12 protein-coding genes are annotated in these 14,268 nt (G+C 65.2%); 8 read left to right on the forward strand and 4 right to left on the reverse strand.

The window, feature by feature from the left end:
• Window positions 1–29: 29 nt before the first annotated feature.
• Window positions 30–764, reverse strand: coding sequence for an SDR family NAD(P)-dependent oxidoreductase (locus tag ACWHY3_RS06300; RefSeq protein WP_087718022.1), 735 nt, complete (start codon window positions 762–764; stop codon window positions 30–32).
• Between the two features lie 191 nt (window positions 765–955).
• Here ACWHY3_RS06300 and ACWHY3_RS06305 point away from each other — a divergent pair, with 191 nt between their 5' ends.
• Window positions 956–2,146 (forward strand): ROK family transcriptional regulator, encoded by a 1,191-nt coding sequence (locus ACWHY3_RS06305; protein ID WP_303854502.1) that lies wholly within the window; start codon window positions 956–958, stop codon window positions 2,144–2,146.
• A 28-nt stretch (window positions 2,147–2,174) separates the two neighbouring features.
• On the opposite strand, the gene ACWHY3_RS06310 is transcribed toward ACWHY3_RS06305, so the two are convergent.
• Complete coding sequence (locus tag ACWHY3_RS06310; protein WP_332778925.1) at window positions 2,175–5,507, reverse strand: AAA family ATPase; 3,333 nt, start codon at window positions 5,505–5,507, stop codon at window positions 2,175–2,177.
• Complete coding sequence (locus tag ACWHY3_RS06315; RefSeq protein ID WP_087718019.1) at window positions 5,504–6,769, reverse strand: exonuclease SbcCD subunit D C-terminal domain-containing protein; 1,266 nt, start codon at window positions 6,767–6,769, stop codon at window positions 5,504–5,506. Before ACWHY3_RS06315 ends, ACWHY3_RS06310 begins: the two co-directional genes overlap by 4 nt.
• 226 nt (window positions 6,770–6,995) lie before the next feature.
• On the opposite strand from ACWHY3_RS06315, the gene nfi reads away from it, so the two are divergent.
• Entirely contained in the window at window positions 6,996–7,727 is a 732-nt protein-coding gene (gene nfi, locus ACWHY3_RS06320) for a deoxyribonuclease V (protein ID WP_087718018.1), read from the forward strand.
• Window positions 7,728–7,769: 42 nt separating this feature from the next.
• Here nfi and ACWHY3_RS06325 read toward each other — a convergent pair whose 3' ends face one another.
• Window positions 7,770–8,687 carry an aldo/keto reductase gene (locus ACWHY3_RS06325; RefSeq protein ID WP_087718017.1) on the reverse strand — a complete coding sequence of 306 codons (918 nt, stop codon included), beginning with the start codon at window positions 8,685–8,687 and terminating at the stop codon, window positions 7,770–7,772.
• 159 nt (window positions 8,688–8,846) lie between these two features.
• On the opposite strand from ACWHY3_RS06325, the gene ACWHY3_RS06330 reads away from it, so the two are divergent.
• From ACWHY3_RS06330 to ACWHY3_RS06355, 6 genes are all read left to right on the forward strand, one after another.
• Complete coding sequence (locus ACWHY3_RS06330; protein ID WP_256961060.1) at window positions 8,847–9,485, forward strand: DUF1415 domain-containing protein; 639 nt, start codon at window positions 8,847–8,849, stop codon at window positions 9,483–9,485.
• Between the two features lie 129 nt (window positions 9,486–9,614).
• On the forward strand, window positions 9,615–10,118 hold the full coding sequence (gene tpx, locus ACWHY3_RS06335) for a thiol peroxidase (protein ID WP_087718016.1): 504 nt from the start codon (window positions 9,615–9,617) through the stop codon (window positions 10,116–10,118).
• A gap of 137 nt (window positions 10,119–10,255) precedes the next feature.
• Window positions 10,256–10,687, forward strand: a complete 432-nt coding sequence (locus ACWHY3_RS06340; protein ID WP_087718015.1) for an OsmC family protein — start codon at window positions 10,256–10,258, stop codon at window positions 10,685–10,687.
• 246 nt (window positions 10,688–10,933) lie between these two features.
• Complete coding sequence (locus tag ACWHY3_RS06345; RefSeq protein ID WP_087718014.1) at window positions 10,934–12,241, forward strand: MFS transporter; 1,308 nt, start codon at window positions 10,934–10,936, stop codon at window positions 12,239–12,241.
• Between the two features lie 102 nt (window positions 12,242–12,343).
• Entirely contained in the window at window positions 12,344–13,648 is a 1,305-nt protein-coding gene (locus tag ACWHY3_RS06350) for an MFS transporter (protein ID WP_087718013.1), read from the forward strand.
• Window positions 13,649–13,731: 83 nt separating this feature from the next.
• Window positions 13,732–14,268 carry a cation transporter gene (locus ACWHY3_RS06355; RefSeq protein ID WP_256961058.1) on the forward strand — a complete coding sequence of 179 codons (537 nt, stop codon included), beginning with the start codon at window positions 13,732–13,734 and terminating at the stop codon, window positions 14,266–14,268.

Below are 14,268 nucleotides of genomic sequence, written 5' to 3' on the forward strand. Positions count from 1 at the left end.
GTCGATGAAGGTCCTGGAGCGGCTCGCGATCAGAGCCAGCCGGCGTCGACCCAGTAGTTATGAGCGGTACAGGCTGCTGCCGCGTCCGAGGCGAGGAACAGCACCGTGGCAGCGACGTGGTGGGGGTGGATGCGTACCTTGAGCTTCTGCTCGGCGACGATCTGTGCCTCGTCTTCGGGGGTATACCAGCGCGATTGACGCGCGGTCTTGACGTTGCCGGGGATCACGCAGTTGACACGGATCCCGTCGCTGCCCAGTTCGCTGGCCAGCGCGCGCGTCAGGCCTTCGATGCCGGCCTTGGCGGTCTCGTAAAGCACCATGCCGGGCTGGCCGAGGTGCCAGCTGATCGAGCCCAGATTGACGATCACGCCCTGGCCACGACGGCGCATCGCCGGGGCGACTTCACGGGCGGCCAGCACCAGATGGCGCAAATTGACCGCCATGCGGTCGTCCCAGTATTCGGGGGTGACGTCCTCGAGGCGGTGGCGGTCGTCGTTGGCGGCATTGTTGACCAGTATGTCGACCTCGCCGATGGCATTGAGCGTGCCGATCAGGGCCTCGGCGTCGGTAAGATCGCAGTGGTGGAAATGCACGTTGTCACCCAGCGCTTCGGCCAGGGCCCTGGCCTCTTCGAGAATGTCGAGGAAATGGACTTCGGCGCCCTGCTCGGCAAAGGCGCGTACCAAACCCTCTCCGATCCCGGAGCCGCCGCCAGTGATGACGACGCGCTTGGTCTCGAGACAGGGGTAGATGGCTGTTGGCATGATGGTTCCTGCTGATTAGTAAAAACTGTTAACTAAGTTGTGGAAGGAGCATGCGCGTTTGCGAGAACGGCTGCCATTGACCATTAGTGTTAAGACTTAGGTCCCGCCATGGCAGACGCTTTTCGGCCGAACTCGTCGGGCTTTGGTATAGTCGTCTCAATCAGCCATTACTCGATGTTGCCGCCTCGCCCATGCCGAATTCCTTCACGCCGCAAGTCGCTGGCGATCTCAACTATCTGAAGAGTCTCAACCGCAGCACCATTCTCAGCACCGTGAGGCGCAGTCCTGGATTGTCGCGGGCGGATATCGCCCTCCAGACCGGTCTGACCAAGGCCACCGTCGGTAGCGTGGTACAGGCGTTGTCCGAGGGTGGCTGGCTGCGTGAGGGTGAGCTGCATTCACGTGGTGGCGGGCGCCCGGGGCGAGCGCTTTATCTCGATGGCGATCGTCACTACATGCTGGGCGCCGAGGTCGGGGTCAAGGGCCTGCGGCTGGTTGCCTGCAATCTGGTGGGAGAGATCCTGGCGAGCCTTCACCAGGAAGTTTCTCCCACCACGCCCGAGGCCACGGCAACGCGCCTTGCAGAGCTGCTGGTGCAGCTCCGTCAGGATCCCGCCCTGGGAGGGCGTTCCTGCCTCGGGCTCGGCGTCTCCGTGCCCGGCCCCGTTTCTCCCCGCGCCCCCATTCTCAGACTGGCGCCCAATCTGGGCTGGACCGACATCGACTTTCTGGGGTTACTGCGGGAACAGCCGGATCTGCCGGGTGGCGTATGGCTGCTGGACAACGAGGCCAATGCCGCTGCGTTCGGTGAGTTCTACTTCTTCGACGGCGTGCCGCCCGAGTCGATCGCTTACATCAGCGCCGACATCGGTATCGGCTGCGGCGTGGTCAGCGGTGAACATTTCCCCGTGGTACCGAGGGGATATCAGGGACTGGTTGGCGAGATCGGACATACCGTGATCCAGCCTGGCGGCGCGTTTTGCCATTGCGGCAACCGCGGCTGTGCGGAAACGCTGGTAAGCGGGTGGGCGCTGCGCGAAGCGCTGAACGTCGAGCCGGAGGCCAGTCTCAGCGCGGCGGTACAGGCCCGGGCCGACGAGGAAGCCGTTCAAGCCCTGATCCAGCGTGCGGGAGAAGCGCTGGGGCTCTTGATGCTCAATCTGCACCATACGCTCAATCCCTCGATGCTGATTCTGGGGGGCTCTTTGATGCGGTTGGAAGCGCGTCTGATAGAGCCGGCCCTGGCCTACTTCCACGACCATCAGAACGATCTGCTCAGGAAGTCCCAATCCGTTCCGATCAAGATCATCGAAGACAGCACGTTCCCTGCGGCCAGAGGCGCCGCCGCCCAGGTCATGGCCCGGGCGGCAATCGAGGTGTAGATGCCAATGGTCCGGCAGGGCGGATTCCTCAGCGGTGCCGAATCGCCACTCGGCTGGCGCCGTTGCCGCTGGGTTCGACCCGTATCTGCAGCGGAATTCGCTCGTGCATTTCCTGGACGTGGGAGATCACTCCGACCCGACGCCCTTGCGCCTGCAGGCCGTCGAGGGCATCCATTGCCAGTGCCAGCGACGCCGGATCGAGACTGCCGAAGCCTTCGTCGATGAACAGCGATTCGATCGCCAACTGGTGCGATGCCATCGAAGCCAGACCCAGGGCGAGGGCGAGCGAGACCAGGAACGTCTCGCCGCCGGAGAGCGAATGCACCGAGCGGCGTTCGTCGGCCATGTCGCCATCGATCACCAGAATGCCGAGCTCGCTGCCACCGCGCGTCAGCCGGTAGCGGGGCGTCAGCGCCCGCAAGTGCTGGTTGGCGTGGGTCAACAGGTGATCGAGATTGTAGGCCTGGGCGATGCGCCGAAACTGCTTGCCATCCGCGCTGCCGATCAGGTCGCCGATCAGCCGCCAGCGATTGAGCTCGTGCTGTGCCGCCTCGCGCGCCTGGGCGCCTTCGCGCTGGGCCTGGCGGCGGCGGTTGTCCTCGCGAAGCCGGTGCTGGGCCGCATCGCGACTCTCCTGACGCTCGTCGCGCTGTCGTTCCAACGCCTGCAGCGTCTCGCGCTGGCGGGCCAATTGCCCCGCCAGCTCGCGGCTGTTGGCCTCGTCGAGCAGGTCCTTCTCGTCCGATGCCGGCAGTAACCGGCGACGCTGATCGTGCAGCGCCTGTCGGCGCTCCTCCTGCTTGACGGTCGCGGCGGCCAGGTCGCGCTCCAGTCTGGTCAGGGCCTCCCGCCGCCGGCGATGATCCGCTTCGCTGACGGCCAGCAGCGCCTCGACCGTCTCGTCGTCGAGGGCAGGGCGTTCGCGGCGCCAGGCCTGCCAGCCGCCGTCGAGTTCGTCGAACTCGGCCTGGGCGTCTTGCTGGCGCTGTTCGAGATCCACCAGCTTTTGGCTCAGCTGCGCGTGGGTCTGGGCCAGCGTCTGCCAGCGCGCCTGATGCTCCTCGAGGGTCGCTTCCGCCTGCCGGCACTGCCGTTCCAGCGCTGCCTGCCAGGCCGGAACGGATTCGTGACTGCCAAGCCGGGCCGCCAGCCGACTGCCAATATCTTCCACCTGCTGCTGACGTGAAGGTAACAACGCCTCGAGCGCCTGCAGGCGTTGGCGATTCAGGGCGCGGCGCTCTTCCAGCTTGCCCAGCTCGAGCGACAGCCGTTGCCAGTCGGCTTCCAGCGGCTGCAGCAGGCGCTCCGCGTCGTCGAGCGCGGCGAGACGGTCGCTGGCCTCCTGCCATTGCCGATTCAGCCGTTCCCGCCGGCTCTCGAACCAGCCGTCGGCCGACTCGTTCCGGCGAAGCGCCGGGGCGTCGTCGTGGGCATCGATCGCCGCGCGGGCCTGATCGAGCTGCCGGGACAGCGTCTCGAGCTGGCGCTCTCTTTCCTGCATGCCCTGGCGACAGGCACGATAGTCGGCGCTGCACTGATGGTAGGTTTGCTGGGCACGCTCGACCTGCTGGCGCTGGCCTTCGAGCCGTTGCCGCTCCTGGCGCTCGATCGCCTCGATCATGGCGACGCCGGGGTGCGCTGGCGGTGCGTGCCGGAAGGGATGATCCGTTCCCCCACAGACCGGGCAGGGCTCGTCTTCCCGCAGGTATTGGCGCAGCTGTTCGACGCTCTCGCTCCGGGCCGCTCTTGCCGCTTCGATCTGATCGCGGATCGTCTCGTCTTCGGACTCGGCGGCCTTGAGCCGTTCCGCGGCCTGTCTGCCTTCGGTTTCCAGCGTCTTTAGCCGGTGGCGTTCGGCATCGAGCTGCTGGCGTGTCGCGGTCTGCTCGCGGTGCAGGCGTTCGCCTTCGCGCCAGTCATGCTGCAGGCTTTGCAGCGTTTGCAGCTCATGTTGGGCCAGGTCGCGTCGACGGTTCAGGCTCGCACGCAGCTCGTGGGCGCTTGGGTATGTGCTTGAGTGTTCGTTTGCGTGCTCGCCGGGCTCGTCGGTGGCTTCCAGCAAGCGCGCCAGCGCGGCCCGCTGTTCATCGAGACGCGCCTCGAGCGGCTGGCGTGTCCGTGTCAGTGCTTCGTGGCGCTGGTCATCGGCCAGTGCGGAGTCGGCGAGCTGGCGGTGTTCCTGCTGCTGCTGGGTGAGCTGCTGCCGCTGATATTCGAGATCGGCGGCCAGCCGGCGCGCTTCGTCCAGCAGCGGCTGGGCTTCCCGTTCGTCCTGCCGGGCCTGCTCGTGGGCTTGGCGCGCCGCGGCCAGCCGGGGCTCCAGAGCTTCGCGTTCGCGGTCGCCATCTTCGGACAGGCGGCGCTGTTCCGCCAGGGTCTGGCGATTGGCGGTCAAGATACGCTCAAGCGCCTGGCGTCGCCGAGCCCGTTCCCGCCACGGGGCCAGCTCGTCGAGCTGAGCGAGCTGGTGGCGCTCGGTCTGGTTCTGCTGCCACTCGTGTTCGGCCTGGCGCCAGCCGGCTTCCGCCTGCTGCCACGCCTGAAGGAGTTGAGCATCGCGTTCGAGCTCGATGCCTTGGGCCTGGTGGCGCGACAGTTCCGCCTGCAACTCGGCCAGCGCCTGCTCCTCGGCCCGGGCCTGCTGCTCGTAGGTGGTACGGGTGTCGGCGTCCACCGGCAGGGCGTCCGCCAAGCGGGTCTCGATGGCCTCGAGGGTCGCTTTGGCCTCGCGCACCCGTCGATAGGCGGCCTTCGAGATCTCGGAATAGTGCTGGGTATCGGTCAGGCGCTCGAGCAGTTCGCTGCGTTCGTTGTCGTCGGCCTTGAGAAAGGCGGCGAACTCGCTCTGGGCCAGTAACACGGCGCGGGTGAACTGGTCGAACTTGAGACCCAGACGCTCGGGCAGCAGCTTTTCGAACTCCCGCGTCTGGGCGGTGAGCAACTGGTTGGCGTCCAGGTCGGTGAGAGACTGCTCGGTCTTCTGCAGGCTGCCGTCGACCTTGTTGCGGGCACGGCGCACCGACCAGCGCGCCCGGTAGCGACGGCCATCACGGCCGACGAAATCCACCTCGGCGAAGCCGCTGGCGCAACCCCGCCGCAGCAGGGTGCGTGCATCGGCGGTGGTCAGCGTGTCGTCGTTGATATCGGCGATCTGGGAGTCCCGTCGGGGCGCCTGACGCAGGCGCGGCGTGCTGCCGTAGAGCGCCAGGCAGAGCGCATCGAGCAGCGTGCTCTTGCCGGCGCCGGTGGGGCCGGTGATGGCGAACAGACCCTGGTCGGCCAGCGGCGAGGCGGTGAAGTCGATCTCGTGGAGTCCGGCCAGCGAGGCGAGGTTTTCCAGGCGAATGGCGAGAATCTTCATGCCTTGTTTTCCACATCGTTCTCCTGTTGGCTTTCCGCGTCCTGAACCTGCTGCAGGAGGCTGGCGAAATCCGTCATCACCTCTTCCGGTGGTGCGTCGCCGTAGCGCGCCTGCCAGGTGCGGCCGAAGATCTCCTGTGGGGTCAGGCTGTCGAGATCGACACTGGCGTCCGCATCATCCTGCGAGCTGGCATTGGGATAGCGGCTGTGAATGCGCAGCAGACGCAGCGGCTTGCCATCCAGGGCGGTTTCGATGCGCGCACGCAGATCGGGGCGGGGCGCATCGAGATCGACCCGAATCTCCAGCCACGGCCAGCGTTCGCGAGGCATCGTGGCATCGGGGAGCGCGGCGTCCGTCTCCAGCGTCTCCAGCGCCTGTTCGACCTCTTCGAGACTGCCCGGCCCCACGCGTTGCAGCGCGACGTGTCGCGGGATCGGTAGCGTCTCGATCCCGCCCAGCGCTTCGCCGTCGAGGGTGAATTCGATCACTTGGTGCGGATAGTGGCTCTCGCTGAAATCGAGCGGCAGGGGCGAGCCGCTGTAGCGGATGCGTGGCTCGCCGACCTGCTGGGGCCGATGCAGGTGGCCAAGCGCGACGTAGGCGATCGATTCGGGGAACAGCGTCGCCGAAACCGACTCCTCGCCGCCGATGACGATGGGACGCTCGCTCGCCTCCGAGACGGCGGCGCCCTGAAGATGGGCGTGACTCATCGCCACCAGCGCCTGGCCCGGCTGGCGGCGTGCCTCGGCGGCTGAGATCAGTTCGCCATGCACCCGCGCGATGCCGTCGCGATAGTCGTCGATCTCGCCGCCGGTCACCTCCGCGGGGCGCAGAAAGGGCAGCGCCAGGCACCACGCCTTGAGCGCGCCGCCGGCGTCGTGCAGCGGCACCAGCAGGTGGTCGCTGTCGAGGCGGCCGTCGTCGAGCCAGTGCACGCGCCCTAGGGCGTGCGTCCTGAGGCTCTTCATCAGCGGCGCAGGCAGCTCGATGCGCGAGCCGCTGTCGTGGTTGCCGGCGATCATCACGATCTCTAGCGCCGGCAGCGCGGCGTGGGCGGCAACGATGAAGTCGTAGAGCAGTTCCTGGGCGCGTAGCGAGGGATTGACCACATCGAAGATATCGCCGGCGATCAGCAGTGCGTCGGGCTGGCGCTCGACGAGTGTCCCCAGCAGCCAGTCGAGAAAGGCGCGATGTTCGACATGGCGTTCCTGGCCATGGAAGGACTGGCCCAGGTGCCAGTCGGCGGTGTGGAGTAGTTTCACGGCGCGGCGCCCTGTTGCGTCTGAGAGAGTGAAGCGGCAAAAGCGTCGCCAAGTGTAACGCGACGTCGCGTCCGTTGAAGGCCGAATCGGACTTGAAGGGCGAATCGGGATTGAAAGGCGAATCGGGATTGAAAGATGAGTCTAGGTCGGAGAGCGGCGCGGCCGTGCATGAAACGGCAACAGGCCCTAGGCTGATGTCCTCAACCTGGATGGCGGGAGGCGCAGGATGGCGCTACATGAATGGAATCTCACGCCCGAGGCGGCGATCGCCTTGCAGAAGCAGCTGGCACCACGGATCGTCCGCGAGGAGGCGCTGGGAGAGGTCGGCCTGATCGCCGGCATGGATATCGGCTTCGAAGATGGCGGGGAGACCACGCGGGCGGCGCTGGTGCTGCTCGAATGGCCGTCGCTCACCTTGATCGAGCAGGTAGTGCATCGCGAGCCGACGCGCATGCCCTACGTGCCGGGGCTGTTGTCGTTTCGCGAGATTCCGGCGGCGCTGGGGGCGTTCGAGCAGTTGTCGCAGCGCCCGGATCTGATCATGGTCGATGGCCAGGGCATCGCGCATCCGCGCCGTCTGGGCATCGCCTCGCATCTGGGGCTCTGGCTCGATCTGCCCACCATCGGCGTGGGCAAGAGCCGGCTATGCGGTCAGTTTGGCGACGTGCCCTTGGAGAAGGGCGCATGGACGCCGTTGACCGACCGTCGGCGCGAAGAGGACCCGAACGACGTTGCCCTCGACGAGCGTGGCCGCGTCACCATCGGCGCGGTGCTGCGTTCGCGGGAGGGGGTGAAACCGCTGTTCGTGTCGCCGGGGCATCGAATGTCCCTCGATGGCGCCGTCGACTGGGTGGTGCGCTGCCTGGGCAAGACCAAGCTGCCGGAGCCGACCCGGCTGGCGGATCGGCTGGCATCCCGGCGCGGTTCGGTGGCAACCACCGGTCAGCTGCCGCTGTAGGAAACGGTGTCGCCATGGGGATCGTTCTGACCTCGGGGCGGTTCAAACGATATCCAGCGATACCGGCTCCTTCGGGGCGGGAAAGGCGTTGTCGAGCTGGGTGAGGTCGTCGCTGTCGAGCTCGATCTCCAGCGCGGCGGCATTGGCCTCGACATGAGCCAGGCTCGATGCCTTGGGAATCGCGATGACGCCTCGTGCTCCATCCTGACTGACACTGGTGGGGCGAATGACCCAGGCCAGCAGTACCTGGGCAGCGCTGACGCCGTGCTTGTCGGCGATGTCGTTGACCACGGACGAGGAGAGCAGCTTGGATCGCAGCCGCCCGCCCTGCGCCAGCGGGCAGTACGCCATCACCGGAATATGGTGATCCTGCATCCATGGAACGATATCGACTTCGGTGCCGCGGGAGCCGAGGTGGTAGAGCACCTGATTGGTGGCACAGTCGGCGGCGGCGGGCAGCGCCTCCATGGCTCTGAGGTTGCCGGCATCGAAGTTGGAAACCCCGAAGCGCCGGATCTTGCCCTGGTCACGCAGCCGTTCGAATGCCTCGAACGTCTCTTCGAGGGGAATGTTGCCGGGCCAGTGCAGTAGATAGAGGTCGATCGTGTCGATGCCCAACCGTTCGAGGCTGCGCTCGCAGGCCGCGATGGCGCTCTCCCGGCCGGCGTTCCAGGGGTAGACCTTGGAGACGATGAAGGCGTCGTCGCGCCGCCCGCGGATTGCCTCGCCGACGACCTCTTCGGCGCCGCCGTCGCCGTACATCTCGGCGGTATCGATGACCTCCAGCCCGAGATCCAGCCCATGGCGCAGCGCCGCGACTTCCTGCCGGCGCGGCACCTGGTTTTCTCCCATGTACCAGGTCCCCTGGCCGATGGCCGGAAGGAATATCGAGGGCGCTGCCTGGCTCTCTGGCAGCACGATGCACGGTGGCGTACTTGGGCGCGATGGCGTACTTGGCATGGAACCCCCTGTTCGTTAAGGCGTTGCTGTTATGCTGGCTGCCACTCGCGGGTTTCGCAAATGGCTTTGTCGATCACCCTATGGTTCGACGATCGTCTATCTCGGCAACCGTCTATCTCGACAATCGATTAATATCGCCGGGTGCCCGCGAGACGTCGATTGATTTCATGTGAATCGTTTTTCGACGGGTACGATCGCCTCATTCGGTTCACGTCCCTGACTCAGGAGCTCTCCGTCATCGACCTTTCATTTATCGGCCGCACGCGGGCCTGGCTGGAATCCTTCGTCGTCGCCCACGATATCTGCCCCTTTGCTGGCCGCGAATCGCGACGGGACGCCATCCGCTACGCGGTGGCCGATGCCACCGATCTCGAGGGGCTGCTCCACGAACTGGTGACGGAGTGCCGTCGCCTGGATGCCGAGCCCGGAATTGCCACCACGCTGCTGATCGCGCCGGCCGGCATGGAGGATTTCGACGACTATCTGGATTGGCTCGAGCTGGCGGAGCAACTGCTGGAGGAGCTCGAATACACCGGCATCTACCAGTTGGCCAGCTTCCACCCGGATTACGTCTTCGACGGCGTCGAGGCGGCCGACCCGGCCAATGCCACCAATCGTTCGCCTTACCCGATGGTGCATATTCTCCGGGAAGCGGAGCTCGAACGAGCGCTGGCGAGCTATCCCGATCCCGAATCGATCCCGCAGCGCAACATGGCAAAGTTGCGAGCGCCAGATTCAGAGGCGCTGAAGGTATCGCGCCGTGTCCTGGCGCGGGCGGGGTGCGAAGCACAGGAATAGGCTATGCTGGTCGGTGGCGCGGGTGTCACCGGATACGCCGCTGCGATCCTTTCAATCGCTTCGCCCTTGAATCATTCCTTTCGTTTAAATCCATTCCTCTTGTTTGAATCGTTTTTTGGAGAGACAGCCATGCAGAGCGTGACGCGAGGCGGCGTACCCGTCGAGGTGGGAGGCGACTTTCCGGTCGTCGGCGAGACGGCGCCTGCCTTTACCCTGACCGGTGGCGAGCTGGAAGGCGTGTCGCTGTCGGATTTTGCCGGGCGCCGCAAGGTGCTCAACATCATTCCCAGCGTCGATACCAGGACCTGTGCAATGTCCACGCGCAAGTTCAACGAATATGCCAGCGGGCTCGACAACACGGCGGTGCTGATCGTATCGGCGGATCTGCCGTTCGCGCAGAGCCGTTTCTGCGGCGCCGAAGGGCTGGACCGCGTGGTCACGCTCTCCTGCTTTCGCCATCCGGAATTCCGGGAGCATTACGGCGTCGCCTTGCAGAGCGGGGTAATGGCGGGGCTCTGCGCGCGGGCCGTCATCGTGATCGACGAGCAGGACAAGGTCGTGCATGCCGAGCTGGTCAGCGAGATCAAGAACGAGCCGGATTACGACGCGGCGCTGGATGCGCTCAAGGCGTAGCGAATTCGCGGCTCACGCGGGAGTCGGTGAGTCGGGGCGGATGACGTCTGGCGCAAGTGGTCTACACTGATCCTCATCCCATCCACCGCGATGGCCGATGACGTCGAAACGTCATAGCAAACCAGAAGGAGTTGACGATGACGATCAAGAAATTCGGATCTGCCGAATGGAAAGGCAGCCTGAAGAAAGGCAAGGGTGTCGTCTCCACCGAGAGCGGCGCGCTCAAGGAGAGCCCCTACGGCTTCAATACCCGTTTCGAAGGTCAGCCCGGCACCAACCCGGAAGAGCTGATCGCATCCGCTCATGCCAGCTGCTTCTCGATGGCGCTCTCCATGATGCTGGGCGAAGAGGGCATCGAGCCGGACAGCATCAAGACGGATGCCACCGTGATCATGGAGCAGGACGACAGCGGCTTCACCATTACCGAAGTCCAGCTCAAGACCGTAGCCAAGATTCCGGGGGCCGACCAGGCAACCTTCGACAGCGCCGCTCAGAAGGCCAAGGAAGGCTGCCCGATCTCCAAGCTGCTGAACGCCAGGATCTCGCTGGATGCCAAACTGGAAAGTTGAGCATCGGTGATGTCGAAAGCCGGCCCCGCGAGGCCGGCTTTTTTGTGTCGATCGGGAAAACCGACGCTCTCGGCGATACCTCCGAAGGGGTTGTCGCTTGACAACCCCACACTGACGGAACTTTTAAAGTCTGGTAATGTCATGGCCCCTTCATGCGGCGGACGGCATCCTCTGTCGAGCATCCGTGACGCACGTTGGCTACTGGACACTCGCACGTTTCAACGCCTCAGAAAAAAGAACACGGCTATGGCTAACGCACCTCAATACGATGCGGCTCCGTCGCGTCCGCTGTCACGCGGTGACATCAAGATCCTGTCGCTATCCGCCCTGGGCGGCGCGCTGGAGTTCTACGACTTCATCATCTTCGTCTATTTCGCCACGGTGATCGGCCACCTGTTCTTTCCCGCCGACATGCCGGAATGGCTGCGGATGGTGCAGACCTACGGCATTTTCGCGGCGGGTTATCTGGCGCGTCCGCTGGGCGGCATCATCATGGCGCACTTCGGTGACCTGCTGGGCCGCAAGCGCATGTTCACGCTGTCGATCTTCCTGATGTCGGTGCCGACGCTGCTGATCGGCTGCCTGCCGACCTACGAAACCATCGGTTATCTGGCACCGCTGCTGCTGGTGTTGATGCGTATCCTGCAGGGTGCGGCGGTTGGCGGTGAAGTCCCGGGTGCCTGGGTCTTCGTCACCGAGCACGTCTCGCGCAAGGACGTCGGCCTCGCTTGCGGCACGCTGGCCGCCGGGCTGGTGGCCGGCATCCTGATCGGCTCGATCATCTCGGCGTTTCTGAAGTCGTACTTTACCCCCGAAGAGATGACCGCCTACGGCTGGCGCGTGCCGTTTCTGATCGGCGGCGTGTTCGGCTTCCTGGCCGTCTACCTGCGCCGCTATCTGGAAGAGACGCCAGTGTTCGCCGAGATGCGTGCCAAGAAAGCGCTGTCCGAAGGGTTGCCGGTCAAGCGGGTGCTCAGCCGGCATCTGGATAGCGTGGTGCTGTCGATGGCGGTGACCTGGATCCTTACCGGGGCCGTCGTCGTGGTCGTGCTGATGACGCCGAGCCTGCTGCAGTCGCTCTACGACATCGATGCCTCGCTGGCCAACGTGTGGGCGATCGTCTTCGTGATCATCGGCTGCGTGGTCTCGGGCTGGTGCTGCGATCGTATCGGCAGCGGCATCACCATCATTCTGTGGAGCCTGCTGCTGGGAATCACCTACTGGATCATGATGCATACGGTACCGTCTCAGCCCGACCAGCTGATGCTGCTCTACTGCCTGGCCGGCTTCGGCGTGGGGATCGTCGGCGTCGTGCCCACCGTTGCCGTCAAGTCGTTCCCGGCCGCGGTGCGCTTTTCCGGGCTGTCGTTCTCCTACAACGTCGCCTACGCCATCTTCGGCGGCTTCACGCCCGTCGTCGTCTCGACGCTGATGGCTAGTCATCCCGCCGCGCCGGCATACTATATCGCCGCGCTGGCGCTACTCGGCGTAGTGATCGGCATCTTCCTGCTGCGGGCGCCGAGCGGCCAGCGCCTGGCGGTGATGCAGCACTGAAACCGATTCTCGAGCCCCGCGCCACGCCGACGCGCGGGGCTCGGGCTTCGCCCGGAATGACCGTGACGGCGCCCTGGGGCGTCGTCCTTCTGGAACACCGATATGGCTCACGATCCCACGACGATCCCGTCGCGCCCGCTCTCCCGCAACGATATCAGGACGCTCTCGCTGTCGGCCCTCGGCGGCGCGCTGGAATTCTACGACTTCATCATCTTCGTCTACTTCGCCACGGTCATCGGCCAGCTGTTCTTTCCACCCGACATGCCGGAATGGCTGCGCCAGATCCAGACCTTCGGCATCTTTGCCGCCGGCTATCTGGTCAGGCCGCTGGGCGGCATCGTCATGGCGCACTTCGGCGACCTGCTGGGGCGCAAGCGGATGTTCACGCTATCGATCCTGCTGATGGCGCTGCCGACACTGGCGATCGGTTGCCTGCCGACCTATCACGCCATCGGCTACCTGGCGCCGCTGGTGCTGGTGCTGCTGCGCATGCTGCAGGGCGCGGCCGTGGGCGGCGAGGTGCCGGGTGCCTGGGTGTTCGTCACCGAGCATGTCCAGCGTCGCCATGTCGGTCTCGCCTGCGGCACGCTGTCGGGAGGATTGGCGGCCGGCATTCTGATCGGCTCGCTGGTGGCGGCGATCATGAAGTCCTACTTCACCCCGGCGGAACTGGCCGGCGGCGCCTGGCGAATCCCGTTCCTGCTCGGCGGCATCTTCGGGCTGGTGGCGGTCTATCTTCGCCGCTGGCTGCGCGAGACGCCGGTCTTCGCCGAGATGCGTGAACGCCAGGCGTTGGCCGCCGAGATGCCGGTCAAGGCGGTGCTTCGCGATCACTTGGGCGGCGTGCTGCTGGCCATGGCAGTAAGCTGGATCCTGACCGCGGCGATCGTCGTGGTGATGCTGATGACGCCGCCGCTGCTGGCGGCGCAGTACGCCGGGCTGGATGCCTCGCTGGCCAACGTGGTGGCGATCCTGTGTCTGATCGTGGGCTGCGTGATCGCCGGCTGGTGCGCCGATCGTTTCGGTAGCGGAGCGACGATGATCGGCTGGAGCGCGCTGCTGGGGGCGAGCTACTGGCTGATGATGAGCGTCGTTGGCCAGCGCCCGGATCAACTGATGCCGCTCTATGCGCTGGCCGGCTTCGCAGTGGGGATTACCGGCGCCATTCCGGCGGTAGCGGTCAAGGCGTTCCCGGCCGCGGTTCGCTTCAGCGGGCTCTCGTTTTCCTATAACGTCGCCTATGCGATCTTCGGCGGTTTTACGCCGATCATCGTTACCACGCTGATGCGCTGGTACCCGATGTCGCCGGCGATCTATGTCGTTGCGCTATCGGCCATGGGCGTCGTCATCGGCCTGTTTCTGCTGCGTTCCCCGGCAGGGCGGCGGCTGGCCGTGATGCCTTCCTGAGCTTCGGCATCGTCGTGGCCGGTGTTCCGCGTACCAGGGTGCACACGACAAGTCGCACATAACAAGACGAAAAGGGGTGTGGCGTGGACGTCTCCCTCGAGCAGAAGACACTCAAGCTATCCATCGTCACGACGCTGGTCGTGGCGGGACTCGGCGTCGGATTCGGGCTGCTGTCGGGGTCGCATTCGATTCTGTTCGACGGCGTCTTCTCGTCGATCGATGCGGCGATGTCGCTGCTGGCACTGATGGTATCGAAACTGGTCGCCCGTGAATCGACGCGACGTTTCCAGCTGGGTTACTGGCATTTCGAGCCGATGGCGGCGGCGCTCAACGGCGCGATCCTGCTGCTGCTGTGCTTCTACGCCTTCCTCAATGCGCTCAGCACGCTGCTTCAGGGCGGCAACCCGCTGGCAGTCGACATGGCGATCGGCTACTCGCTGATCGTCTGCGTGATCTGCTACGTGATGGTGTTCGTCGAACGTCGGCTCAACCGTCAGGCCCGGTCCGACTTCGTGAAGATCGACATCCAGAACTGGCTGATGGCGGCACTGATCACCAGCGCCCTGCTGGTGGCGTTTGCCGCGGCGCTGGTGATGCAGGGGACGGCTCTCGCGCCCTAG

Source organism: Salinicola sp. NYA28a (assembly GCF_976982775.1).

Bases quoted from the DNA above. Each gene is read 5' to 3' on its own strand.
- ACWHY3_RS06300 (WP_087718022.1), bottom strand. From the start codon at position 764: ATGCCAACAGCCATCTACCCCTGTCTCGAGACCAAGCGCGTCGTCATC.
- ACWHY3_RS06305 (WP_303854502.1), top strand. From the start codon at position 956: ATGCCGAATTCCTTCACGCCGCAAGTCGCTGGCGATCTCAACTATCTG.
- ACWHY3_RS06310 (WP_332778925.1), bottom strand. From the start codon at position 5,507: ATGAAGATTCTCGCCATTCGCCTGGAAAACCTCGCCTCGCTGGCCGGA.
- nfi (WP_087718018.1), top strand. From the start codon at position 6,996: ATGGCGCTACATGAATGGAATCTCACGCCCGAGGCGGCGATCGCCTTG.
- ACWHY3_RS06325 (WP_087718017.1), bottom strand. From the start codon at position 8,687: ATGCCAAGTACGCCATCGCGCCCAAGTACGCCACCGTGCATCGTGCTG.
- tpx (WP_087718016.1), top strand. From the start codon at position 9,615: ATGCAGAGCGTGACGCGAGGCGGCGTACCCGTCGAGGTGGGAGGCGAC.
- ACWHY3_RS06340 (WP_087718015.1), top strand. From the start codon at position 10,256: ATGACGATCAAGAAATTCGGATCTGCCGAATGGAAAGGCAGCCTGAAG.
- ACWHY3_RS06345 (WP_087718014.1), top strand. From the start codon at position 10,934: ATGGCTAACGCACCTCAATACGATGCGGCTCCGTCGCGTCCGCTGTCA.
- ACWHY3_RS06350 (WP_087718013.1), top strand. From the start codon at position 12,344: ATGGCTCACGATCCCACGACGATCCCGTCGCGCCCGCTCTCCCGCAAC.